Origin of the sequence: uncultured Rummeliibacillus sp., from assembly GCF_934216135.1 — a bacterium.
In the GTDB taxonomy this organism is placed as follows: domain Bacteria; phylum Bacillota; class Bacilli; order Bacillales_A; family Planococcaceae; genus Rummeliibacillus.
Window position 1 is genome coordinate 130,558 of record NZ_CAKQBI010000006.1, and the last position, 20,923, is coordinate 151,480.

The 20,923-nt window shown below is 37.2% G+C and carries 19 protein-coding genes and 1 riboswitch; of the genes, 18 read left to right on the forward strand and 1 reads right to left on the reverse strand.

Going from position 1 to position 20,923, the window contains the following annotated elements; genetic code table 11:
* Window positions 1–98: 98 nt before the first annotated feature.
* Window positions 99–2,153 (reverse strand): transglycosylase domain-containing protein, encoded by a 2,055-nt coding sequence (locus Q0977_RS06020; RefSeq protein WP_299511403.1) that lies wholly within the window; start codon window positions 2,151–2,153, stop codon window positions 99–101.
* A 325-nt stretch (window positions 2,154–2,478) separates the two neighbouring features.
* Between Q0977_RS06020 and Q0977_RS06025 the strand changes: the two genes are divergently transcribed.
* From Q0977_RS06025 to Q0977_RS06110, 18 genes are all read left to right on the forward strand, one after another.
* Entirely contained in the window at window positions 2,479–2,919 is a 441-nt protein-coding gene (locus Q0977_RS06025; protein WP_299511406.1) for a DUF1934 domain-containing protein, read from the forward strand.
* A complete protein-coding gene (gene argS / locus Q0977_RS06030; protein WP_299511409.1) occupies window positions 2,916–4,583 on the forward strand; it encodes an arginine--tRNA ligase in 1,668 nt (555 codons plus the stop codon). Before Q0977_RS06025 ends, argS begins: the two co-directional genes overlap by 4 nt.
* 837 nt (window positions 4,584–5,420) lie before the next feature.
* A riboswitch (cobalamin riboswitch) is annotated at window positions 5,421–5,611 on the forward strand.
* Between the two features lie 111 nt (window positions 5,612–5,722).
* The gene (locus Q0977_RS06035; protein ID WP_299511411.1) at window positions 5,723–6,685 is read left to right on the forward strand and encodes an ABC transporter substrate-binding protein; all 963 of its coding nucleotides are present in this window, start codon (window positions 5,723–5,725) and stop codon (window positions 6,683–6,685) included.
* Window positions 6,682–7,677, forward strand: a complete 996-nt coding sequence (locus Q0977_RS06040; RefSeq protein WP_119414056.1) for an iron ABC transporter permease — start codon at window positions 6,682–6,684, stop codon at window positions 7,675–7,677. The genes Q0977_RS06035 and Q0977_RS06040 overlap by 4 nt, the downstream gene beginning before the upstream one ends.
* Window positions 7,678–7,679: 2 nt before the next feature.
* On the forward strand, window positions 7,680–9,155 hold the full coding sequence (locus Q0977_RS06045; protein WP_119414057.1) for an adenosylcobinamide amidohydrolase: 1,476 nt from the start codon (window positions 7,680–7,682) through the stop codon (window positions 9,153–9,155).
* A 1-nt stretch (window position 9,156) separates the two neighbouring features.
* Window positions 9,157–10,113: an adenosylcobinamide-phosphate synthase CbiB gene (gene cbiB, locus Q0977_RS06050; protein ID WP_119414058.1), complete on the forward strand. Its 957-nt coding sequence runs from the start codon at window positions 9,157–9,159 to the stop codon at window positions 10,111–10,113.
* The gene (locus Q0977_RS06055) at window positions 10,100–11,179 is read left to right on the forward strand and encodes a histidinol-phosphate transaminase (RefSeq protein WP_299511421.1); all 1,080 of its coding nucleotides are present in this window, start codon (window positions 10,100–10,102) and stop codon (window positions 11,177–11,179) included. Before cbiB ends, Q0977_RS06055 begins: the two co-directional genes overlap by 14 nt.
* Entirely contained in the window at window positions 11,161–11,739 is a 579-nt protein-coding gene (locus tag Q0977_RS06060; RefSeq protein ID WP_299511423.1) for a bifunctional adenosylcobinamide kinase/adenosylcobinamide-phosphate guanylyltransferase, read from the forward strand. Before Q0977_RS06055 ends, Q0977_RS06060 begins: the two co-directional genes overlap by 19 nt.
* Before the next feature lie 14 nt (window positions 11,740–11,753).
* Window positions 11,754–12,527: an adenosylcobinamide-GDP ribazoletransferase gene (gene cobS, locus Q0977_RS06065; RefSeq protein ID WP_299511426.1), complete on the forward strand. Its 774-nt coding sequence runs from the start codon at window positions 11,754–11,756 to the stop codon at window positions 12,525–12,527.
* The gene (locus Q0977_RS06070) at window positions 12,500–13,099 is read left to right on the forward strand and encodes a histidine phosphatase family protein (protein ID WP_299511429.1); all 600 of its coding nucleotides are present in this window, start codon (window positions 12,500–12,502) and stop codon (window positions 13,097–13,099) included. The genes cobS and Q0977_RS06070 overlap by 28 nt, the downstream gene beginning before the upstream one ends.
* On the forward strand, window positions 13,051–13,449 hold the full coding sequence (locus tag Q0977_RS06075) for a bifunctional adenosylcobinamide kinase/adenosylcobinamide-phosphate guanylyltransferase (RefSeq protein WP_299511432.1): 399 nt from the start codon (window positions 13,051–13,053) through the stop codon (window positions 13,447–13,449). The genes Q0977_RS06070 and Q0977_RS06075 overlap by 49 nt, the downstream gene beginning before the upstream one ends.
* A gap of 87 nt (window positions 13,450–13,536) precedes the next feature.
* Window positions 13,537–14,130 (forward strand): cob(I)yrinic acid a,c-diamide adenosyltransferase, encoded by a 594-nt coding sequence (locus Q0977_RS06080; protein WP_119414068.1) that lies wholly within the window; start codon window positions 13,537–13,539, stop codon window positions 14,128–14,130.
* 9 nt (window positions 14,131–14,139) lie between these two features.
* Window positions 14,140–14,622, forward strand: coding sequence for an ECF transporter S component (locus tag Q0977_RS06085; protein ID WP_299511438.1), 483 nt, complete (start codon window positions 14,140–14,142; stop codon window positions 14,620–14,622).
* Window positions 14,622–15,299, forward strand: coding sequence for an alpha-ribazole-5-phosphate synthase (locus Q0977_RS06090; RefSeq protein WP_299511440.1), 678 nt, complete (start codon window positions 14,622–14,624; stop codon window positions 15,297–15,299). The genes Q0977_RS06085 and Q0977_RS06090 overlap by 1 nt, the downstream gene beginning before the upstream one ends.
* 310 nt (window positions 15,300–15,609) lie before the next feature.
* Window positions 15,610–16,173, forward strand: a complete 564-nt coding sequence (locus Q0977_RS06095; protein ID WP_119414070.1) for a GNAT family N-acetyltransferase — start codon at window positions 15,610–15,612, stop codon at window positions 16,171–16,173.
* 308 nt (window positions 16,174–16,481) lie between these two features.
* Entirely contained in the window at window positions 16,482–18,629 is a 2,148-nt protein-coding gene (locus Q0977_RS06100; protein WP_299511445.1) for a (Fe-S)-binding protein, read from the forward strand.
* A gap of 198 nt (window positions 18,630–18,827) precedes the next feature.
* On the forward strand, window positions 18,828–20,036 hold the full coding sequence (locus Q0977_RS06105) for an acetyl-CoA C-acetyltransferase (RefSeq protein WP_299511447.1): 1,209 nt from the start codon (window positions 18,828–18,830) through the stop codon (window positions 20,034–20,036).
* Window positions 20,033–20,893 (forward strand): 3-hydroxybutyryl-CoA dehydrogenase, encoded by an 861-nt coding sequence (locus Q0977_RS06110; protein ID WP_119414073.1) that lies wholly within the window; start codon window positions 20,033–20,035, stop codon window positions 20,891–20,893. The genes Q0977_RS06105 and Q0977_RS06110 overlap by 4 nt, the downstream gene beginning before the upstream one ends.
* Window positions 20,894–20,923 lie beyond the last annotated feature (30 nt).

Below are 20,923 nucleotides of genomic sequence, written 5' to 3' on the forward strand. Positions count from 1 at the left end.
GGACTTCATTGGAATGAAAGTTTTTTAGTGCATAAAAAAACTCGCATTGTTTTAGGTTTAACAAACCTTAAAAACAATGCGAGTCAGTTTAAAATATATTATTCAAAAAGAGAAAAAGGGAAAAGGCTCCACGAATCGTCTGTTTCTCTTGTCAAATCTTTTACAATAGAAGGATCTGTACATTTTTTCTTGGGTACATCCTTTTTCTTTACATAAACAAGACGTTGTCTGCTACAGCTTTTTGTTGCTATACCACCAGTTTCAACATCAACGATAGCTGCTTCTACTCCATTAGGTGCTATGAACGGTTCACTAGGTAAATCTTTGTGAGCACTTTCCATAAAGTCTATCCAAATTTGTTTAGTCGCACGGCTATCCGCTTCACTTGTCATTTGCTTTCCTTGATCGTAACCATTCCAAACACCAGCAGTTAATGTAGGGGAGAATCCTATCATCATTTGATCGGTGAGAGTGGTACCTGATTTTGCTGCATACGGGCGTGTTTGTTTGTTTCTAATGCTAATACCTGTTGCCGGTGCATAATCATTAAATACTGGGTCGAACATACCTGTCATTAGTTGAGTCAAGATAAAATTATCGTCTTTCTTCAATACTCTCTTAGATCCTCTTTGTTTTTTCACTTTGTAAAGAACTTTTCCATCTGAATCTTTTATAGAGAGTACTGAAATAGGTGTTCTCTTAACACCACCTGCAGCAATCGTATTATAAGCTGATGTTATATTTTTTAGTGTTACTTCAGTTGTACCTAATGCTACAGAAGGTGTATTTTGTAAAGTTTCACCTATACCAAAGCGATCTAACATTTGTTTGAATTTACGATAACCGATTTCTTCATATGTTTTTACAGCATATATATTATCGGATATCGCAAGTGCTTGTGCCAATGATAGTGGATGGTTAGCATACTTTCCATTCACATTTTTAGGTTCATATTCAGAACGTCCACCATCATAAGTGAAAATTGTTTTTTCTGCATCCATAAATGTTAAAGGCGAAAAATTAGCCTCTAATGCAGTTGCATATAAGAATGGTTTAATGGCTGAGCCTGGTTGTCTCTTAGCTTGGGTCACACGGTTAAATGGACTTTTTGCATACTGACTACCACCGACTAATGCTGTAATGTATCCAGTCTTTGGATCCATACTAATAAAGCCAACTTGTAAACCTGAATTAGGTAAATTCTTTTCAATTGCTTCTTCTGCAGCTTTTTGATGGGAAGTATTTAACGTTGTTTGAATTGTCCATCCTCCCTCTTCAATACTACGTCCATTCTTTTCTAATATTTTCTGTGCTTCTGCCCATACTGTATCGATAAAGTACGGTGCGCTTGTTTTTCCACTATCCCATTCATCATATTTGAAGGAGAGTCTTGTTTGTTGTGCTCGTTCTTTAGCCTCTTTAGTAATTATATTTTGTTTCTGCATAAGTGCTAGAATAAGTTGCTGTCTATCATGATTTTTTTCTTCATTTGCAAGAGGCGAATAGATACTTGGACCTTTTGGAATTGCTATTAACGATGCAGCCTCTGGAAGAGTTAGATCTTTTGCTGATTTTGCAAAATAATATCTACTTGCAGCCTCTACACCATACATTCCGTGACCAAAATATACGGTATTTAAATAGCCTTCTAATATTTGATCTTTACTATAAAAAGTTTCTAAGCGATAGGCATATAATGCTTCATTTATTTTTCTTAACCATGTTTTATCATGTGATAGATATAAGTTTCTAGCATATTGTTGTGTAATTGTGCTAGCACCCTCGACTTTTTTCATTGCCTTTATATCCTTAAATAAGGCACCGGCAATTCGTGTATAGTCAAATCCGTTATGGCTATAAAAGTCTTGGTCCTCCGTGGCAATAAGCGCCTTCGTTACAAAAGGAGAAATCTCATCTAGATCTACCCAATATCGACGCTGTTGTGCAAATTTATCTCCTAATTGTGCTCCATCTGCATCTAAGAAAACAGTTGCTTTTGGAACCGTCAAGGAAGGCGCACCTGTAATTTGCGCATATATTCGAAGTGATAACAGGGCAGATGTAACTGCTGAGCCACATACGATAACCCAAATGACGATTTTCTTTAGACGTTGTTTTCTTTTCCGTTGCCGTTGATGTTCAGCTCGGTTCATCTAATCGCTTCCTTTCACATTGATGAATCTAGTATGTGAAGTCTTTAGATAAACTAAACGAAGGAAAAACACTAATTTTGTCGAAAAATTAGAAGTTTGCATCCATATCATTATTTGAGAGATGTGGGTAAATGTCTGGTTTAGAGTTTTATATTCATTAGGAAATTGTTTTCTATTGGAATAGTATCGAGAGTGAGCGAAAACACTCGTGAGTAAATCGTATAATCACAAAAATGTCCTATATTCATGTTGTATCTTGAAAATAGGTATATTCCTATCCTATAATAAGAAGGTTATATTAAACGGAAAACGGAGGCGTCTTAAAATGTCAGATGTATTGACAGCACCCGTAAAAATAAAAATCATAACAACGATTATCCAACCAGGCACAGAAACTGAGAAATTTGAATTGTGGTCTGAAGGGAAAATAATGCAAAAGAATGATCAAATCTATTTGCAATACGAGGAAATACAAGAAGATCAACGTATGAATACGACTCTTCGTTTTGGCCAAGAAGATGCCATTATTATGCGTAATGGTGATGTGAAAATGCGAATGCCTTTTGTACTTGGACAAGTAAGAAGAGGTCATTATAATAGTGAATATGGTCAATTACCTATTGTAACAAAAACGAAAGAAATGAAATTTGAACCGTCCGAAACTATTCAAAACGGTCGATTTTATTTGCAATATGAACTAATAATCGGTGAACAATCTGTCGGAGACTATTGTTTAGAACTGAACTATACGGAGGGAAACAAATGAACGCAGTAGAACAAGTTCAACAATCTATTAAAGAAGCACTTGTAGCAGCAATCCAAAAAGCAAATCTTGTAGAGGATACAAATGCTTTGAACATCCATTTAGAAACACCAAGAAACAAAGAAAACGGCGACTACGCAACGAATATTGCGATGCAACTAACAAAATTAGCAAAAAAACCACCTCGTGCAATTGCTGAAGCAATTTTAGAAAATCTTGAAACTGAAGGCACAAATATTGAAAAAATTGATATTGCAGGACCTGGTTTTATGAATATTATTTTACGCAAAGATTACTTAGCTGAAGTAGTGACAACAGTTCTTGAACAAGGTTCTAACTATGGACGTACAGATGCCGGTAAAGGTGAAAAAGTTCAAGTAGAATTCGTCTCTGCTAACCCAACTGGTGACCTTCACTTAGGTCACGCTCGTGGTGCTTCTGTTGGTGATTCTTTATGTAATGTTTTAGATTTCGCAGGATTCAATGTATCACGTGAATATTACATTAATGATGCAGGTAACCAAATCACAAAATTAGCAAAATCTCTAGAAGCGCGTTATCGTGAAGCGCTAGGTTTAGATTTTGATATGCCTGAAGATGGCTACCATGGTAAAGATATCATTATCATTGCAAAAGAACTTTCTGCTGAATACGGTAAAGACGTATTAGAAAAATCTGATGAAGAACGTTTTGAATTCTTCCGTGAACATGGATTGAAACATGAATTCGGTAAACTTCAAAAAGACTTAAAAGACTTCCGTGTAGATTTTGATGTTTGGTTCTCTGAAACTTCTTTATACAAAGAAGGAAAAGTTCAAACTGCATTACAAAAACTAAAAGAAAACGGTCATGTATTTGAACAAGACGGCGCAACATGGTTCCGTTCTACTACATTTGGTGATGACAAAGACCGCGTATTGATCAAAACTGATGGTTCTTACACATATTTAACTCCTGATATCGCATATCACGAAGATAAATTACGTCGTGGTTTCGATAAGCTTATCAACATTTGGGGAGCTGACCACCACGGTTACATTCCACGTATGAAAGCGGCTATCGAAGCACTTGGTTATGATCGTGATACATTAGAAGTAGAAGTAATTCAAATGGTAAACCTTCTACGTGATGGTGAAAAAGTTAAAATGTCTAAACGTACTGGTAACGCAGTAACTCTTCGCGAACTTGTAGAAGAAGTAGGTTTAGATGCTGTTCGTTATAACTTTGCAATGCGTGCAGGCGATACTCATTTAGACTTTGATTTAGACTTAGCTGTAAAACAATCAAACGAAAACCCAGTGTACTATGCACAATATGCACATGCACGTATTTGCTCAATCTTACGTCAAGCATCAGAAAAAGGCTTTGCAGCTTCAACTGAACATCTTGATACATTATCATCTGAAAAAGACATTGAAGTATTGAAAAAAGTTGGAGACTTCCCACAAGTCGTAGCGGATGCTGCTCGTGTACGTGCGCCACACCGTATCGCTAACTACATCCAAGAACTTGCTGCAACATTCCACAGTTTCTATAATGCAGAAAAAGTTTTAGATGAAGAAAACAAAGAACGCTCTGAAGCACGTATCGCATTAATCACAGCAGTACGTACAACATTAGCAAACGCACTAAAACTAATAGGCGTATCAGCACCAGAAAAAATGTAATATTAAGTGCTGAGGGCGCTCGTTCAGCTGCGACAAGCGCTGGAGGGCTCGAATCGAAAGCATGTTTTCAGCTTTCGACCGAGAGACCGAAGCGACTCGAGCAGCTAGCGCCCGAAGCCGGATAAAGTTAAATGCTGAACGCGTCCGTTTAGCCCCGACAAGCGCTGGAAGGCCCGAATCAAAAGCATGTTTTCAGCTTTTGACCGAGGGACTGAAGCGACCTCGAGGGGCTGGCGCGAGAAGCTGGATAAAATTAAATGCTGAGGCGGCTTGCTCAGACCCGAAAATCACAAAAGCTTTCGAATCGAAAACGTCATTTCAGTTTTCGACCGAGAAAGCGTTGTGACTCGAGGGACTAGCCGCAGAAGCTGGATAATTTAATTGCTGAACGCGCTCGCTAAGAGGAAGATAGCCTAAAAGCGCGACATCGTGTCGCAACGGCTATCTGACCCATATCCTGTGGGCTCCCGATAAGCGCTGGAAGGCCCGAATCTCAAAAAATAAGCAAGGGCATCGTATATTTTGTGTGAAAATATGCGATGTCCTTTTATTTTGCTTAGCTTTTTTACGTAGGAAAGAATTAGGGGACATGTAAGCTCCATCTACTAAAATTACTCAATCGAAAGAAAAAATAAGAGATACATAGCTTCAAGTATAAAATTACCGAGAGTATAAAGTTAGGAAACTCGCGCCCTGTTTAGCACAACTCAGGCACCAATTAGCACAACTCATAAGAATTATACCCCCACTCAACAGGTCAAAACTATTCCGTAAAACTTTAATTATTTTAAGGTACCTTCCATAAAAACAAAATATTCGGTATAATGATAGACAATTCAATAGTTAAAAAAGTACGGTTCTTAACATTCGGTAAAATGTTAAGTGAAAAGGGAAATCGGTGAAAATCCGATGCGGTCCCGCCACTGTAAGTGTGAGTAACTCGTATAATTGCCACTGAAAAATTTTCGGGAAGGCACGAGAAGCGTTGAACACAAGCCAGGATACCTGCCGTATTTAAAGACACCAGTTTAACTACGAGGATAGGATGGGTGCCAGTATATTTAATATTTACTGGATTCATGATGCCTCTCGAAAAAATAGAGAGGCTTTTTATTTTGCTGAAGGAGGCACTTCGATCAATGAAAAGAATATGGCAATTAGCAATAATGCTCACAATGGTATTTGCTTTACTTGTAGGATGTGGACAAGGAGATTCGCAAAAATCATCTAGTGACAAAACAAATTCTACGCAAACAACAAAAAATACGTCTACATATCCAATGATGGTAAAAGATGCACTCGGTAACAATGTGGAATTTAAAGAAGCCCCTAAAAAGATAGTTTCTTTAGTCCCTAGTAATACAGAAATATTATTTGCGCTAGGTTTAGACGACAAAATTGTAGGTGTAACTGATAACGATAACTATCCAGAAGCTGCTACTAAAAAGGAAAAAGTGGGCGGCATGGAATATGATATTGAGAAAATACTAAGTTTAAAACCAGATGTAGTGTTTGCCCATGAATCCAATGCCAAATCAGTAGAGGCAGGATTACAACAACTAAAAGATGCAGGAATTACTGTTTTTGTAGTAAAAAATGCAACAAACTTTGAAGAAACATATAACACGATCGAACAAATTGGCCAAATTACAGACAAAGGGCAAAAAGCAGATCAAATTGTTGAAGATATGAAAGCAAAAGTACAAGAAGTTCAAGATAAAGTAGCAAATGTGAAACAACGTTCTGTTTTTGTAGAAACTTCAGATGAACCGGAAATTTATACAGCAGGTAAGGATACATTTATGCAAGAAATCTTAGACCTAGCAAATATCAAAAATGTTGTAGATGATCAATCAGGTTGGTTTAAAATCGATTCAGAGCAAATTGTTAAACGTAATCCAGATACAATGATTGTAATGGAAGATTATGTTCCGAATATCGTAGAAAAAGTAAAAAAACGTCAAGGATTCAATAGTATTACAGCAGTCAAAAATGACGCAGTTGTACAAGTGAATCAAGATTTAACAGCTCGGACAGGCCCTCGCCTTGCTGATGGTCTAGAAGAAATAGCTAAAGCAGTTTATCCAGAGGTATTTAAATGAGGAAAATAGTAGTGGGGTATATTGTAGCCATATTCATCTTGTTACTGAGTATATGGCTCGGTATATCTGTAGGTTCTGTAAAGGTACCACTAAGTACGTTATGGGATACAGAAGCTGATGAAATGGCAACAAATATTTTATGGAATATTCGTATGCCACGTGTTTTATTGGCTGGACTTGTTGGAGCAGCATTAGCAATTGCAGGTGCTGCTTTTCAAGGCTTATTAAAAAATCCACTTGCTGATCCATATACGTTAGGAGTGTCATCAGGTGCCTCAGTAGGTGCAGTGATGACGCTTTTTTTCAATATTTCAGCCCCTATTTTAGGGATATTCACTTTACCTACATTTAGCATGGTAGGAGCAATGCTATCTCTATTTGCAGTGATTGGATTTGCTAAATTAGTTGATCGTACGATGAAGATGGAAACACTTATTTTAACAGGAATAATCATGAGTTCATTTTTAAGCGCTGTTATATCATTAATGATTGCGCTAACAGGAGAAGAACTTCGACAAATAATTAGTTGGTTGATGGGAAGCGTATCGATGCGTGGGTGGCCTTATGTGAAGATGGTATGGCCATTCATCCTTATAGGGGCATTGATGTTATGGTTTAATCGCCGTGAGCTAAATGCTATGTTGTTTGGAGAAGAGAGGGCAAAGTATTTAGGTGTTAATGTGAAAAGAAGTAAACTTATGCTTCTACTTGGGGGTTCAATGTTAACTGGTTCGGCGGTCGCGGTTTCAGGAACGATTGGCTTTATCGGACTAGTTGTCCCACATATGACTAGATTACTATTTGGTGCAGATCATCGTCATCTATTACCATTATCTTTTATCAATGGAGCATCATTACTGATTGTATGTGACTTGGTTGCCCGTATAATCATTGCACCAACAGAATTACCTATCGGTGTTATAACATCCTTTATTGGCGCGCCGGTTTTTGCTTATATTTTCTTCCGTCAACGTAGAACGAAGGGAGCATAGGAATGCTTAATGTAAAACAACTTAGTGGTGGATATGATCCTAAAAAACCTATTATAAAGGATATTTCATTTAAAGTAGAAAAAGGGCAATTTGTTGGCATTTTAGGCCCTAATGGAAGCGGGAAATCTACACTTATAAAAGTAATTAGTGGAATACTTGCTGAAACAAGTGGTTCAGTTCTGATTGATGGAAAGAATCGTAAAGACTATTCAACGAAAGAATTAGCACGCAAAATGGCTGTTTTACCTCAGTTACATGCACATGCCTTCTCACATTCAGTTCGTGAGACTGTATCAATTGGTCGTTATCCTCATCAAAATAGTTGGTTTCAAACATGGTCAAAAGATGATGAAGAGGCAGTTGCTACTGCAATGGATCAAACAGGGATTACACAATACACAGATCAACAATTGGATTTTCTTTCCGGTGGGGAGCAACAAAGGGCGTTTGTTGCACAAGCTTTAGCGCAGCAAGCCGATTTACTACTATTAGATGAACCAACTAATCATTTAGATATCGAACATCAACGGAAACTGATGGATATGATTCGACATGAGGTTGTGTATCATGATTTAACGGTGATTTCGATTTTTCATGATATGAATTTAGCTTCACTATATTGTGATCAATTGATTTTACTTGAAAATGGACAAATTAGCTCTATTGGTGAACCACATGAAGTATTAAAAGAGAAGCATGTGATGGAGGTCTACCATACAAAAGTTTCAAGCTATCCACACCCTGTGATGCCGAAGCCACAGGTAACGTTAATCCCTGATTTTCAAGAAGAAGGGCAAGCATCAATGACCATCACATCAAAGCAAATAAAGGTTAAAGATGAATTTGTGGAGTTACAAACAATGTTTCCGTTAAAAACAATTTCTTCAGCTGTTCATAACGCAGGTTTTGGATGGTTTCAATCATTTATCAATCGTTCAGTTGATAAGAATTATATGTGTGAGAATGCGCATGAAGAACTAAAACAGTATCTTGAAAAACACGGCTTTTCACCATCTAATACAGTAGCCATGATGACTGCAGTTGCATCAAAACACGTCGTAATCAGGGAGTATTCGTCTCAAGTAGGCAGTATTGTAGTAGCGGTTACAGCAGGTGTAGGGAACGCAGTAGATGTTTCACAAGCTTATAAACGTGTTGAAACAACTCATGTTGGGACGATTAATACATGGGTGTTCGTCAATGGCACTTTAACAGATGAGTCCTTTATGCAAGCAATGATTACTGCAACAGAAGCGAAAGTAAAGGCATTAGCAGTAGAGAATATTCAAGATAATATATCTAATACAACTGCAACCGGCACATCTACAGATAGTGTTCTTATTGCTGCTACACAAAACGGTCCCTTTTTTGAATATGCAGGAACTATTACAGGGATAGGTAAACTAATTGGCCGTGGGGTATTTGAAACAACTCGCATTGCACTACAAGACTATAAACGTGCAAAAGGGGTGTTGTAAGATGCTGGCACATTTAATCGCCTGTACGCTTGGGGTAGTACTAGATCGTTTTATCGGTGATCCGCCCAAAATGCCGCATCCTGTAAGATGGATAGGTAATCTAATTCAATGGCTTACTATTCACTTGAATAAGGGCAAATTTCGAAAGTTAAAAGGATTACTTCTTGTTATGATAGTTGTTGGAATATCAACTGTTGTAAGCTACGCCATTGTTATTGCTGCTTATACGGTGGGAACGATCTTCGGCATATTAGTGGAAGGCATAATGATTGCCGTAGCTCTAGCACAAAAGAGTCTCCAACAAGCTGCGATGGACGTTTATACGCCACTCGTTGGAGGAGACTTAAAAGAAGCACGCGTAAAGCTTTCATGGATTGTCGGTCGAGACACTGAAAAGTTATCTGTACCAGAAGTGACGAGGGGTGTAGTAGAAACGGTATCTGAAAATACAAGCGATGGCGTTACAGCTCCGTTATTCTGGGCATTCCTATTTGGTGCAACAGGAGCCTGGATGTACAAGGCTGTCAATACACTTGACTCAATGGTTGCTTATAAGAATGAAGAATATGGAGATTTCGGATATGTTGCTGCACATACAGATGATGTTTTTAATTACATACCGAGCAGAATAACTGGATTTCTTATGTTAATCGGGACAAAAAAAGAGTCTTTGCATTCATTTTCATATCGTCTTAAAGGATGGTTAAGAGATGCTAAACAACATCCAAGTCCTAATAGTGGATTTTTAGAAGCAGCAACAGCCTATCAACTTGGTATTCAACTAGGCGGAACAAATCGTTATAAAGGAATTATTTCTGAACGAGCAAAAATGGGAGAACCAGAAACAGAACTTGCACCAAAACATATTAAACTAGCAATTGAACAAATGCACACAGTGACAACTTGGTTTTGGCTAATAGGTGTAGTAATAGGAGGAATTTATATTGTCATTACCTAATCATGGCGCTAATCCACATCGTTTATATGAACAATTATCCATAAAAAAACCTATGGAAATGATTGATTTTAGTGAAAATGTAAATCCTGCTGGACCACCATCTTTCATTCGAGAAAAGTGGGATGACTTATTTCCACTAATTTCACGTTATCCAGATCCACAAGGACAACCTTTTTTGGCTGCTATAGCAAAGTTTCATAATGTTGATGAGGAACAAGTGTTATTGGGAAACGGAGCTGCAGAGATATTCTCATTAGTGGCAACCATATTTCAACGCAAAAGGGCTATCATTATTCATCCAACATTTTCTGAATATGAAGCAACTTTGGCAGCTAATCATGTTGAAATGGTTCATATCGAGGTCGATGACATAACAACTTGGAAGTTACCGATTGTTCAAATTATTAAAGACATGCAACAAGCTGATATTTTATATCTTTGTACACCCAACAATCCTACAGGTGTGTTGCCACCGAGAGAAGAGCTGCAACTACTGATTGATGAGGGGGAAAAGGCCAATTGTCATATTGTGTTGGATGAAGCCTTTATCGATTGGATTGGCGAAGAAGCGTCAATGATTCCTTATATAAATGAACATCCACATATTATGATTGTCAGGTCGATGACGAAGATGTATGCAATAGCTGGTGTTCGATTAGGATATATGATTGCAGCACCCGAAATGATTCAAACATTACAAAGAAAAGCTTCACACTGGCATATTAATGGGTTGGCCGCTGAGATTGGTGCATCTTGTTTAGAAGAAACTGAATTTCGAAATCAGTCTATTCAATACGCACAAAAATGTAGGGAACTTTTTACGGCATTCTTGCATCAATCTGGGTGCAAGACAACGAAAAGTATTACGAATTATATCTGTTTTCAATTACCCAAACCGCAACAATCCAAAGCATTTTTCCATGCGATGTTAGAGAAAGGTATGGTACTTCGACATACAGAAAACTTTAAGGGAATGAATGGCGAATGGTTTCGAGTAGGGATGAAAGATGAAAAATCTATGAAGTCATTGCAAAAGGAGATGACTTTATGGCTGAAACGGAACTAATTTTCATCACTGGTGGTGTGAGAAGTGGCAAAAGTGCTTTTGCAGAGCAGCAACTACAATCATTAGCTAAAGCATATCAAGCACAAAGACTCATTTACGTAGCTACTGGAGTCGCATTTGATGATGAGATGAAAAAACGGATAGCTCGACATAAGCTAGATCGAAAAAAGCAAAAACAAAATTGGGTTACAGTGGAACAACCAACAAATTTACAGCAACTTCTTTTAATGATCCAAAAAGGAGATGTTGTACTTTGGGATTGTGTTACAACATGGCTGACGAACGAATTTTATGAAGGATTTGAAACAGGTATTTGTAATTGGCAACAGCCTTTAAAACTTACTGAACGAATCGCTGAAATGAAAAAGACCATTCTTACATTACGCGCAATGCAAATTCCTCTTGTAATTGTTTCTAACGAAGTATTAGATGAGCCTATATCTAAATTTACTGAAGTTAAGTTATTTCAAAAATATTTAGGACAACTTCATCAATGGTTTGTACAGCAGGCAACAATCGCGATTGAGATGGAATACGGCTATGCACATAGATGGAAGTAGAGGAGGATGTTGCGATGAAAACGGTCTTAAATGGGATACTACTAGCATTTCAGTTTTTTACAGTAGTACCGATTAATAAAGAATTACCATTAACAAAGAAAACAATTACTGCCATGTTCTCCTTTTTACCATGGCTTGGAGCGATTATGGGTGCTGTGATGACAGCTATATTTTACTTGCTCCAAACATATACCGATTTAAGCTCAATACTTACAGGTTTTCTCCTTGTGTTTGGCTATGTGATTTGGACAGGGGGATTACACTTAGATGGCTTTGTAGATATGGGTGACGCTTATTTTTCATATCGTGATATAGATAAGCGTATAGAGATATTGGACGATCCACGTATAGGTGCTTTTGGTGCAATGTCTTTAGTTTTTTTAGTGTTAACAAAAATCTTTTTCCTTTCAGAATTAGTAGGACAACAAGATTTTAATTGGATCTGGTTAATAGCTGTACCATTCTATTCTCGTCTAGGGATGTCGGTGTATTTTATTCAGACCAAAAGTTCAAAGGAAAAAGGGTTAGGGTTTTTCTTTAAACAACATCTGAATCTTAAATATTGGCTAATAAGTACAATCATTTCGACGATTATTGGGACTACGTTATTGTTCTGGTTAAGTGGTCAATGGCAGTTAATTATCTTACTTCTAATAGTAATCGTTACTGCATTCTTTTATAAATGGTGGACAATTCGTAATTTCCGTGGGAGCTCTGGCGATTTGCTAGGTGCATTTATCGAAGGTATGGAGGGAGTATTATGGATTGTTCTATTACTATTTACTTAATGCGTCATGCAAGAACAAAAAGCAATATTGAGCATCGTTATTTGGGCTGGGCAGATGAAGACATTTTACCAAATCAGAATTTACCTGTTGTAAATAAGAAGTGTAAAGTGGTTTTTGGTAGTGATTTGAAGCGCTGTGAGCAAACGGCAAAAAGCTATTTTCCTAATGCTACATATTACGGAGATATTGGGTTTAGAGAAAGTAACTTTGGCGAGTTTGAAGGGAAAACGTATGATGACTTAAAAGAATGTCCTCTGTATCGAAAGTGGATTGACAATCCTAATCATATAGCACCTCCAGCTGGTGAAACTTTAATAGAAGTGACCAATCGTTGTATAGATGCTTTTAGAAGATTACCAAAAAACCTTCGTGAGTATCCTCTTATTTTACATGGTGGAACAATTCGGGCATTACTTGTTCGATTGTCTCCTGAACCTAGTAACTTTTGGGATTGGCATGTATCACATGATGAATTATTCAAGCTTCAATGGGACACGTCAGAAGCGTTTAAGGAGGGGAAACGATGCACACTTTTATCGGTGGTGCCTATAACGGAAAGCATGAATATGTAAGACGTTGGTTAAAGGAACGAGGGATTGAAGATGTCGAATGGTATGTAGGGCAACTTCCGAAAACCCCAACTAGCCACACGGTAGTAGTATCCAAACTTGAGGAAGTGATTAAACCATTTCTTGAGGAGGATGAAGTAACACTAGCAATTCAAATTGTTGAACAGCTACAGTTATTAGAAAAGCAACATCAGGTGATTATCATTGCAACAGAAATGGGAAGAGGTATCGTACCAATCGAACAACAAGACCGACAATTAAGGGACACTCTTGGAAGATTATATCAACAATTATTTGCTATAAGTGACCACGTCACAAGAATTTGGTATGGGATAGCTGAAGAGATAAAGTAAATTCCTATTAATGAGAAAAGGGAAAAGTAGATTTCTATTGAAAAGTAATTATAGATATCCAAATATAAAAGGAAAGAAGGAAGAAAGATGAATTTATACACACGTACAGGTGACAAAGGGAAAACAAGTATTATTGGCGGCAGAGTAGACAAAGACGACTTCCGAGTAGAAGCCTATGGCACAATCGACGAACTTAACTCATTTATAGGTAAAGCTGTGACAGAATTAGATAAAGAAATATTCAAAGACATCTTACAAGACTTAGAAAATATTCAAAATGAGTTATTTGATTGTGGTGGCGATTTAGCAAATGTCATGAAAGACCGCCATTATAAAATGACAGATGAGCCAATTGAAGTAATGGAAAAACGAATTGATCTATTAATGGATGAACCACCTTTACTTGAGAAGTTTATCTTACCTGGAGGATCACCCGCTGCTGCAACATTGCATATTGCTCGTACCATTGCAAGAAGAGCAGAACGCCAAACAGTCACATTATTGAAAAACGCAGAAGAAGGGGATGTCCCAACAGTAGTCCAACGTTATTTAAATCGTTTATCGGATTATTTATTTGCTGCAGCTCGTGTTGTAAATGCACGTTTAAATGTATCAGATATTGAATATATTCGCAGTGCAAAAGTATTCAGAAACGGCGGTAGAAAAAAAGAAAAGGACTAGGTGTGCAGTATGAAATTAAAGATATTAACACTAACAGCAATGGTATCAGCGTTGTGTGCAGTAGGTGCAATGATTAAGATTCCTGTAGGAGTCACCTCAGCTGCACTGGATTCTGCTCCGGCTTTTTTAGGTGCAGTCTTTTTACCACCCCCTTTAGCAGGAATTGCTGCGGCAATTGGTCATATCGTTTCGGCAGGCATCGGAGGGTTTCAAATGGGACCTTTCCATCTATTAATAGCAGTAGAGATGTATCTTGTTGTATGGGGATTCGCAAAATTACATCAATTGAATTATCCAATTTTAAAGTGGGGATATGCGATAATCGCTAATGGCATTTTATCACCATTACCATTTTATTGGTTAATCTCTCCGAAGATGTTCTATGCTGTAACGCCAGGGATTTTCATTGCTACTATAGTAAATTTAGTAATAGTAGCTATTTGTATGCCTGTACTTTCAAAAGTCATTGTCAGAAGAGGGGCACATGAATAATGAGAAATGCACTATCCTTATCGAAGGGTTTGATCGTAACAACTGATAATTCAGGTGCAATTGGTCAAAAGGAACAAGATGTAGTGAACGTCCCAGATGATATGACAAGTTATTTTTCTGGGCGTGTCACATTACTCGAACAATGGGCAGCCGGCGCTGAACCAGAAGCAATCATTTTACATAATTTTAGTGGAGAAGAAGCTTGGAATCGATATGTAGCAGGCATACAAAGGTTATTTGATGAAATCGGAATAGAAACCCCAAAAATTACTGGGAGCACAGAGACCAATATAAAAACATTACAATCATGCATTGGAATAACGATAATAGGAAATTTCGTTAAAGAACTCCCTTCTGCAACAGATCTTCAATGGTTTACGTATGGTAAACCTTTGGTTGGAGATCAAGTTGTAGCAGAACCAGAAAAGATAGCTAATCTAACAATGATTTATAGAGCCATGCAACAGAAATTGATTGAACGTATTTGGCCAGTAGGGTCAAAAGGTATTGCAAAAGAAATCAGAGTTTTACTTGGAGATAGATCATTTAAATGTGAATGGGATATACAAGCATCTGCAGGCCCCTCAACAGTTGTTCTAATTGGAATATACAAAGAAAAAATTCAACAAGCCCAAAATCTATTTGGAGAATTACTAAAAACAATAGAAATCATTTGATATCTTGTAAATTTTTCCATGGTGTTATTCGTCTATTGAACACAAAACTGAATGTTACGAACAAATATATATTAAAAGTTCGTGCCTTTTGTACAAATTCTTGATTAAGAATTGGATTAACAAAATAATAATAAAATGAAAGTCCGGACATATGTGAAATTTAAAATTCCACATTATAGTTCGGATTTTTCATTAGCTAAAGTTCTTTCGGCCCAACTGTTTTAGTAAAAAGGGAAAATCACGATTAAAAAGGAATTTGTTAAATCTCTCTAGAATAATATTAGGAAAAGGTAGGAAGGTGTTGTGATATATGACAAAAATTTTATCAGAAGTACCAACACATATTTATACAGATCGATTATTATTAAGAATTCCACAACGCAATGACGGAAAAGTAATGAATTTAGCAATCAGAGAATCCATTCAAGAATTGAAACCGTGGTTACCATTTGTCCAAACACTTCCTTTGCAAGAAGAAACAGAACTTAATTTAGAAAGCGCTCATGATAAATTTTTAAAAAATGAGAGTTTTCGTTTTCTCATATTTACTAAAGAAACAGGAGAATTTGTTGGGGTAACAAGCCTTCAGTCTATCGATTGGGATATTCCTAAATGTGAAATTGGATATTGGGCAAATAGCAAATATGTTGGAAATGGTTATATGACAGAAGCTGTTGATGCTATTACTAAATTAGGGATACATACTTTACGTTTTAAACGTATTGAAATTCGTTGTGAAAGTGAAAATATAAAAAGTCGTGCAATTCCTGAAAGACTCCATTTTACATTAGAAGGTATTTTAAAGAATGAAGATTTATCAGCAGATGGAAAACGTGTAACTGATACGTGTATTTATGCAGTTACTCAACATTAAGTGTGTTTGTATGAATGTACATTTTTAAACTCAAAAGCAATTTTAAAAATTTTACCAAGAAATATATTTAAAATGGTTATAATAATATATCAGTTGAATATATTAAATTAATAGAATTTTAAAGCAACTTTTAATATTTTTTCTAAACAGAAATATTAATGTTTTTAGAGAAAATATTATGTTTTTATTAGAAAACAGATTGACTGAATGCTCATTCATATTTTACAATGATAGCAACAAAAGTATTTTCTAAGAAAATACCAATGATCAAAACAAAGGGAAAGAAGCAGCTAAGAGGGGGGAAAGAAATGAACGTACTATTAATTATTAATTGGATTTTATTTTTAGCTGTAGTAGCTTATGCATTAGGATTATTCACGTATTTAGTGAAGACACGTTATCAATTTATCAAGATGGGGAAAAAAGTTGAGTTTGATAATGATGTCAAAGCAAGGTTACAGAAAATTTGGGTGTATGTTTTTGGACAAAAGAAGTTATTGAAGGATAAAAAGAGTGGTGCCATCCATGTAATGTTCTTTTATGGATTTATATTAGTTCAGTTTGGCGCGATTGATTTTATCTGGAAAGGTCTAAAACCGGGGTCACATCTACCGCTTGGACCATTGTATCCTTACTTTACATTCTTCCAGGAAATTGTAACATTAGTAATTTTGGTTGCTGTAGTATGGGCATTTTATCGACGGTATATTGAAAAACTTGTACGCCTAAAACGTGGCTTGAAGTCTGGGCTTGTTCTTATCTTTATCGGAGGTTTAATGGTTTCTGTACTTGTAGGCAATGGTATGGGAATGATTTGGCATGATGAAGAAGCAACTTGGTCAGAACCTGTTGCATCTATAATTGGCACAGCATTTGGTTTCTTACCGCCTGTTGCTGCTATAACAGTATTCTTTATCATGTGGTGGATTCATCTACTGATTCTTTTAACGTTCCTAGTATATGTTCCACAATCTAAGCATGCACACTTAATCGCTGGCCCTGTAAACGTTTACTTTAATCGTCTATCATCAGTTGGAAAACTGACACCAATCGATTTTGAAGCATTAGAAAGCGAAGATGAAGAATCCGAAGAAGTACCATCCTTTGGCGTTGGTAAGATTGAAGATTTCACACAACTTCAACTAATTGATCTCTATGCGTGCGTAGAGTGTGGTCGTTGTACGAATATGTGTCCTGCGAGTGGAACAGGCAAAATGTTATCACCAATGGATTTAATGACAAAACTTCGAGATCATTTAACGTTTACTGGGGCTGTACAAACACATCAACAGCCTTGGGTACCGAAAATGTTCTTTAAAAACACACAAGGAAACAAATTAGCACTTGCTGCAGGGGCAGAAGGGGCAATTATTGAAGATGTTTATAGTCCTTCACTAATTGGAGATGTTATTACAGAAGAAGAGATTTGGGCTTGTACTACTTGTCGTAACTGTGAAGACCAATGTCCTGTGATGAATGAGCATGTAGAGAAAATTATTGATCTTCGTCGTTATTTAACAATGACAGAAGGACGTGTAAATCCAGATGCGCAACGTGCAATGACAAACATCGAACGTCAAGGAAATCCTTGGGGGATTAATCGTAAAGAAAAGGAAAATTGGAGAGATGCACGACCAGATGTGCGAATTCCAACTGTAAAAGAAGCTTCAAAAGCAGGTGAGGAAATTGAATACCTCTTCTGGGTTGGCTCTATGGGATCTTTTGATAATCGTTCACAAAAAATTGCGCTAGCATTTGCACATTTGTTGAACGAGGCAGGTGTGAAATTTGCGATTTTAGGCAATAAAGAAAAGAACTCTGGTGATACGCCTCGCCGTTTAGGAAACGAGTTTTTATTCCAAGAACTTGCAGAGGCAAATATTAAAGAGTTTGAAAAAGCTGGCGTAACAAAAATTGTAACGATTGATCCACATGCATATAATATTTTCAAAAATGAGTATAGTGACTTTGGATGGAGTGGAGAGGTATATCACCATACAGAATTATTGTATGATCTAGTTCAACAAGGACGTTTAAAACCTCAGTATGAAGTAAATGAGACCATTACATTCCATGATTCTTGTTACTTAGGAAGATACAATGATGTCTACGATGCTCCTCGTGAGATTTTAAAATCAATTCCAGGAGTTAAACTAGTTGAGATGGAACGTAATCGTGATACTGCAATGTGCTGTGGAGCTGGCGGGGGGTTAATGTGGATGGAAGAACATGTAGGAAACCGTATTAATGTAGCTCGTACAGAGCAAGCATTAGCAGTAAATCCTACAATCATATCTTCAGGATGCCCTTATTGCTTAACAATGTTATCAGATGGAACAAAAGCGAAAGAAGTAGAAGAACAAATAGGAACATATGACATTGCAGAGTTATTAGAGAAATCTGTATGTGGAGAAGTACAAGTTTCACAAGATGCGGAAGAAGAAACGGTACAATAAACAGAAAAAAATAGGGTATTGCATAATAATTAATACTTTTATACAATATTTACAAGTGAAAAAGAGAGAGCAAGTGCCCTCTCTTTTTTTCAAAAGTTTTGTTGAGCGAGCGTTCAGTCACCATGAGTATTTGAGCACTCGCTTTCTATAAATAATCTATGTAAGCGTATCCAATGACAATTTAAAGGGGTGTCCAACTTGCAAAAGGCGGTAATTATTGATGGAGCACGAACAGCCTTTGGAAAACTAGGCGGAAAACTTAGCAGTTTATCTGCCAGTGATCTAGGTAGTGTGGCGATAAAAGAAGCATTAAAGCGTTCTAACATAGGAACGGAGCAAGTAGATGAAGTCATCATGGGAACAGTTTTACAGGCAGGACAAGGGCAAATACCTTCAAGACAAGCGGCTACAAAAGCGGGTATTCCTTACTCTGTCAAAACAGAGACGATTAACAAAGTATGTGCATCTGGGTTACGAAGTGTCACTCTTGCAGATCAACTTATTAGACTTGGGGAGGAACAAGTCATTGTAGCTGGTGGGATGGAATCGATGTCTAATGCCCCTTATCTATTACCAAAAGGGCGATTTGGCTTGCGAATGGGAGACGCAACACTAGTCGACGGTATGGTTTATGATGGTCTTTCGTGTGCATTTCATGCCAAACATGTTCATATGGGCACATATGGTGATGAAACTGCAGAGAAATTCGCAGTTTCAAGAAAAACACAGGATGAATGGGCGATTCGCAGTCATCAAAAGGCAATTGCTGCAATTGAAGAAGGAAAATTTAGTGAAGAAATTGCATCTGTAACAATCCCTCAAAGAAAAGGCGATGATGTGATAGTAAATACAGATGAGGCTCCACGAAAAGATACATCAATTGAAGCACTATCAAAATTGAAATCAGCATTCAGTCAGGATGGGACAATTACTGCTGGAAATGCCCCAGGTGTTAATGATGGAGCATGTGCAATTGTTGTTACAAGCGAACAATATGCAGAAGAACATCAACTATCACCGCTCGCGTATATTATCGGTCATGCAGAAGTAGGGGTAGAGCCAAATGATTTCCCACAAACACCAGGACTCGTCATCAACAAAATTTTAGAAAAGACAGGTAAAACGGTAGAAGATATTGATTTGTTTGAAATCAATGAAGCATTTGCGGTCGTTGCTCTTGCAAGTAGTCAAATCGCAGGACTGGACTTAGAAAAAGTAAATGTTAATGGTGGAGCTGTAGCATTAGGCCATCCGATTGGCGCTTCGGGGGCAAGAATTATTTTAACGTTAGCTTATGAGTTAAAACGTCGAGGTGGTGGCATTGGAATTGCCGCAATTTGTTCAGGTGGCGGTCAAGGCGATGCAATCATGATTGAAGTTCCAATACAAGGAGGGGTAAAAAAATGACTATTCAACAAGTTATGGTAATTGGTGCAGGTCAAATGGGTTCAGGTATTGCTCAAGTCTGTGCTCAAGCGGGATTAGCGGTAAAACTAAATGATATTAGTGAAGAATCTTTCGAAAAAGGGATTCGCACAATCACACAAAACCTTTCTCGGAATGTTGTAAAAGGTCGTATGACAGAAACTGAAAAAGAAGCGGTTTTAAAAAGAATTGACAAATCTTTATCTCTTGAAGATGCAAGTGGTGTCGATCTTGTTATAGAAGCAGCCGTTGAAAATATGAAAGTCAAGCAATCTATTTTTAAACAACTAGATGAAATTACTCCTCCGCATACGATTCTTGCATCCAATACGTCATCATTACCCATTACGGAAATTGCAGCCGTAACAAAACGTCCTGAACAAGTCATCGGCATGCACTTTATGAATCCAGTTCCAGTGATGAAACTTGTAGAAATCATTCGAGGGTTAGCTACATCAGATGAAGTATATACAGAGATTGAGCAGTTAACGAAGAAATTTGAAAAGGTCCCTGTTGAAGTAAATGACTTTCCAGGTTTTGTTGCCAATCGCGTTCTTATGCCAATGATCAATGAAGCCATCTACACATTGTATGAAGGCGTTGCATCAAAAGAAGCAATAGATGATGTGATGAAACTTGGTATGAATCATCCGATGGGTCCGTTAACTTTAGCAGATTTTATAGGACTTGATACTTGCCTTTACATTATGGAAACACTATATGAAGGATTCGGAGATAGCAAATATCGTCCTTGCCCATTATTACGGAAATACGTAAAGGCAGGATGGCTAGGAAGGAAAACAGGTAGAGGCTTTTATGATTATGAATTAGAGAATTAGTAAAATCATTTCTACTGAAAGATGGGATTT

Bases quoted from the DNA above. Each gene is read 5' to 3' on its own strand.
- Q0977_RS06020 (WP_299511403.1), bottom strand. From the start codon at position 2,153: ATGAACCGAGCTGAACATCAACGGCAACGGAAAAGAAAACAACGTCTA.
- Q0977_RS06025 (WP_299511406.1), top strand. From the start codon at position 2,479: ATGTCAGATGTATTGACAGCACCCGTAAAAATAAAAATCATAACAACG.
- argS (WP_299511409.1), top strand. From the start codon at position 2,916: ATGAACGCAGTAGAACAAGTTCAACAATCTATTAAAGAAGCACTTGTA.
- Q0977_RS06035 (WP_299511411.1), top strand. From the start codon at position 5,723: ATGAAAAGAATATGGCAATTAGCAATAATGCTCACAATGGTATTTGCT.
- Q0977_RS06040 (WP_119414056.1), top strand. From the start codon at position 6,682: ATGAGGAAAATAGTAGTGGGGTATATTGTAGCCATATTCATCTTGTTA.
- Q0977_RS06045 (WP_119414057.1), top strand. From the start codon at position 7,680: ATGCTTAATGTAAAACAACTTAGTGGTGGATATGATCCTAAAAAACCT.
- cbiB (WP_119414058.1), top strand. From the start codon at position 9,157: ATGCTGGCACATTTAATCGCCTGTACGCTTGGGGTAGTACTAGATCGT.
- Q0977_RS06060 (WP_299511423.1), top strand. From the start codon at position 11,161: ATGGCTGAAACGGAACTAATTTTCATCACTGGTGGTGTGAGAAGTGGC.
- cobS (WP_299511426.1), top strand. From the start codon at position 11,754: ATGAAAACGGTCTTAAATGGGATACTACTAGCATTTCAGTTTTTTACA.
- Q0977_RS06070 (WP_299511429.1), top strand. From the start codon at position 12,500: ATGGATTGTTCTATTACTATTTACTTAATGCGTCATGCAAGAACAAAA.
- Q0977_RS06075 (WP_299511432.1), top strand. From the start codon at position 13,051: ATGCACACTTTTATCGGTGGTGCCTATAACGGAAAGCATGAATATGTA.
- Q0977_RS06080 (WP_119414068.1), top strand. From the start codon at position 13,537: ATGAATTTATACACACGTACAGGTGACAAAGGGAAAACAAGTATTATT.
- Q0977_RS06085 (WP_299511438.1), top strand. From the start codon at position 14,140: ATGAAATTAAAGATATTAACACTAACAGCAATGGTATCAGCGTTGTGT.
- Q0977_RS06090 (WP_299511440.1), top strand. From the start codon at position 14,622: ATGAGAAATGCACTATCCTTATCGAAGGGTTTGATCGTAACAACTGAT.
- Q0977_RS06095 (WP_119414070.1), top strand. From the start codon at position 15,610: ATGACAAAAATTTTATCAGAAGTACCAACACATATTTATACAGATCGA.
- Q0977_RS06100 (WP_299511445.1), top strand. From the start codon at position 16,482: ATGAACGTACTATTAATTATTAATTGGATTTTATTTTTAGCTGTAGTA.
- Q0977_RS06110 (WP_119414073.1), top strand. From the start codon at position 20,033: ATGACTATTCAACAAGTTATGGTAATTGGTGCAGGTCAAATGGGTTCA.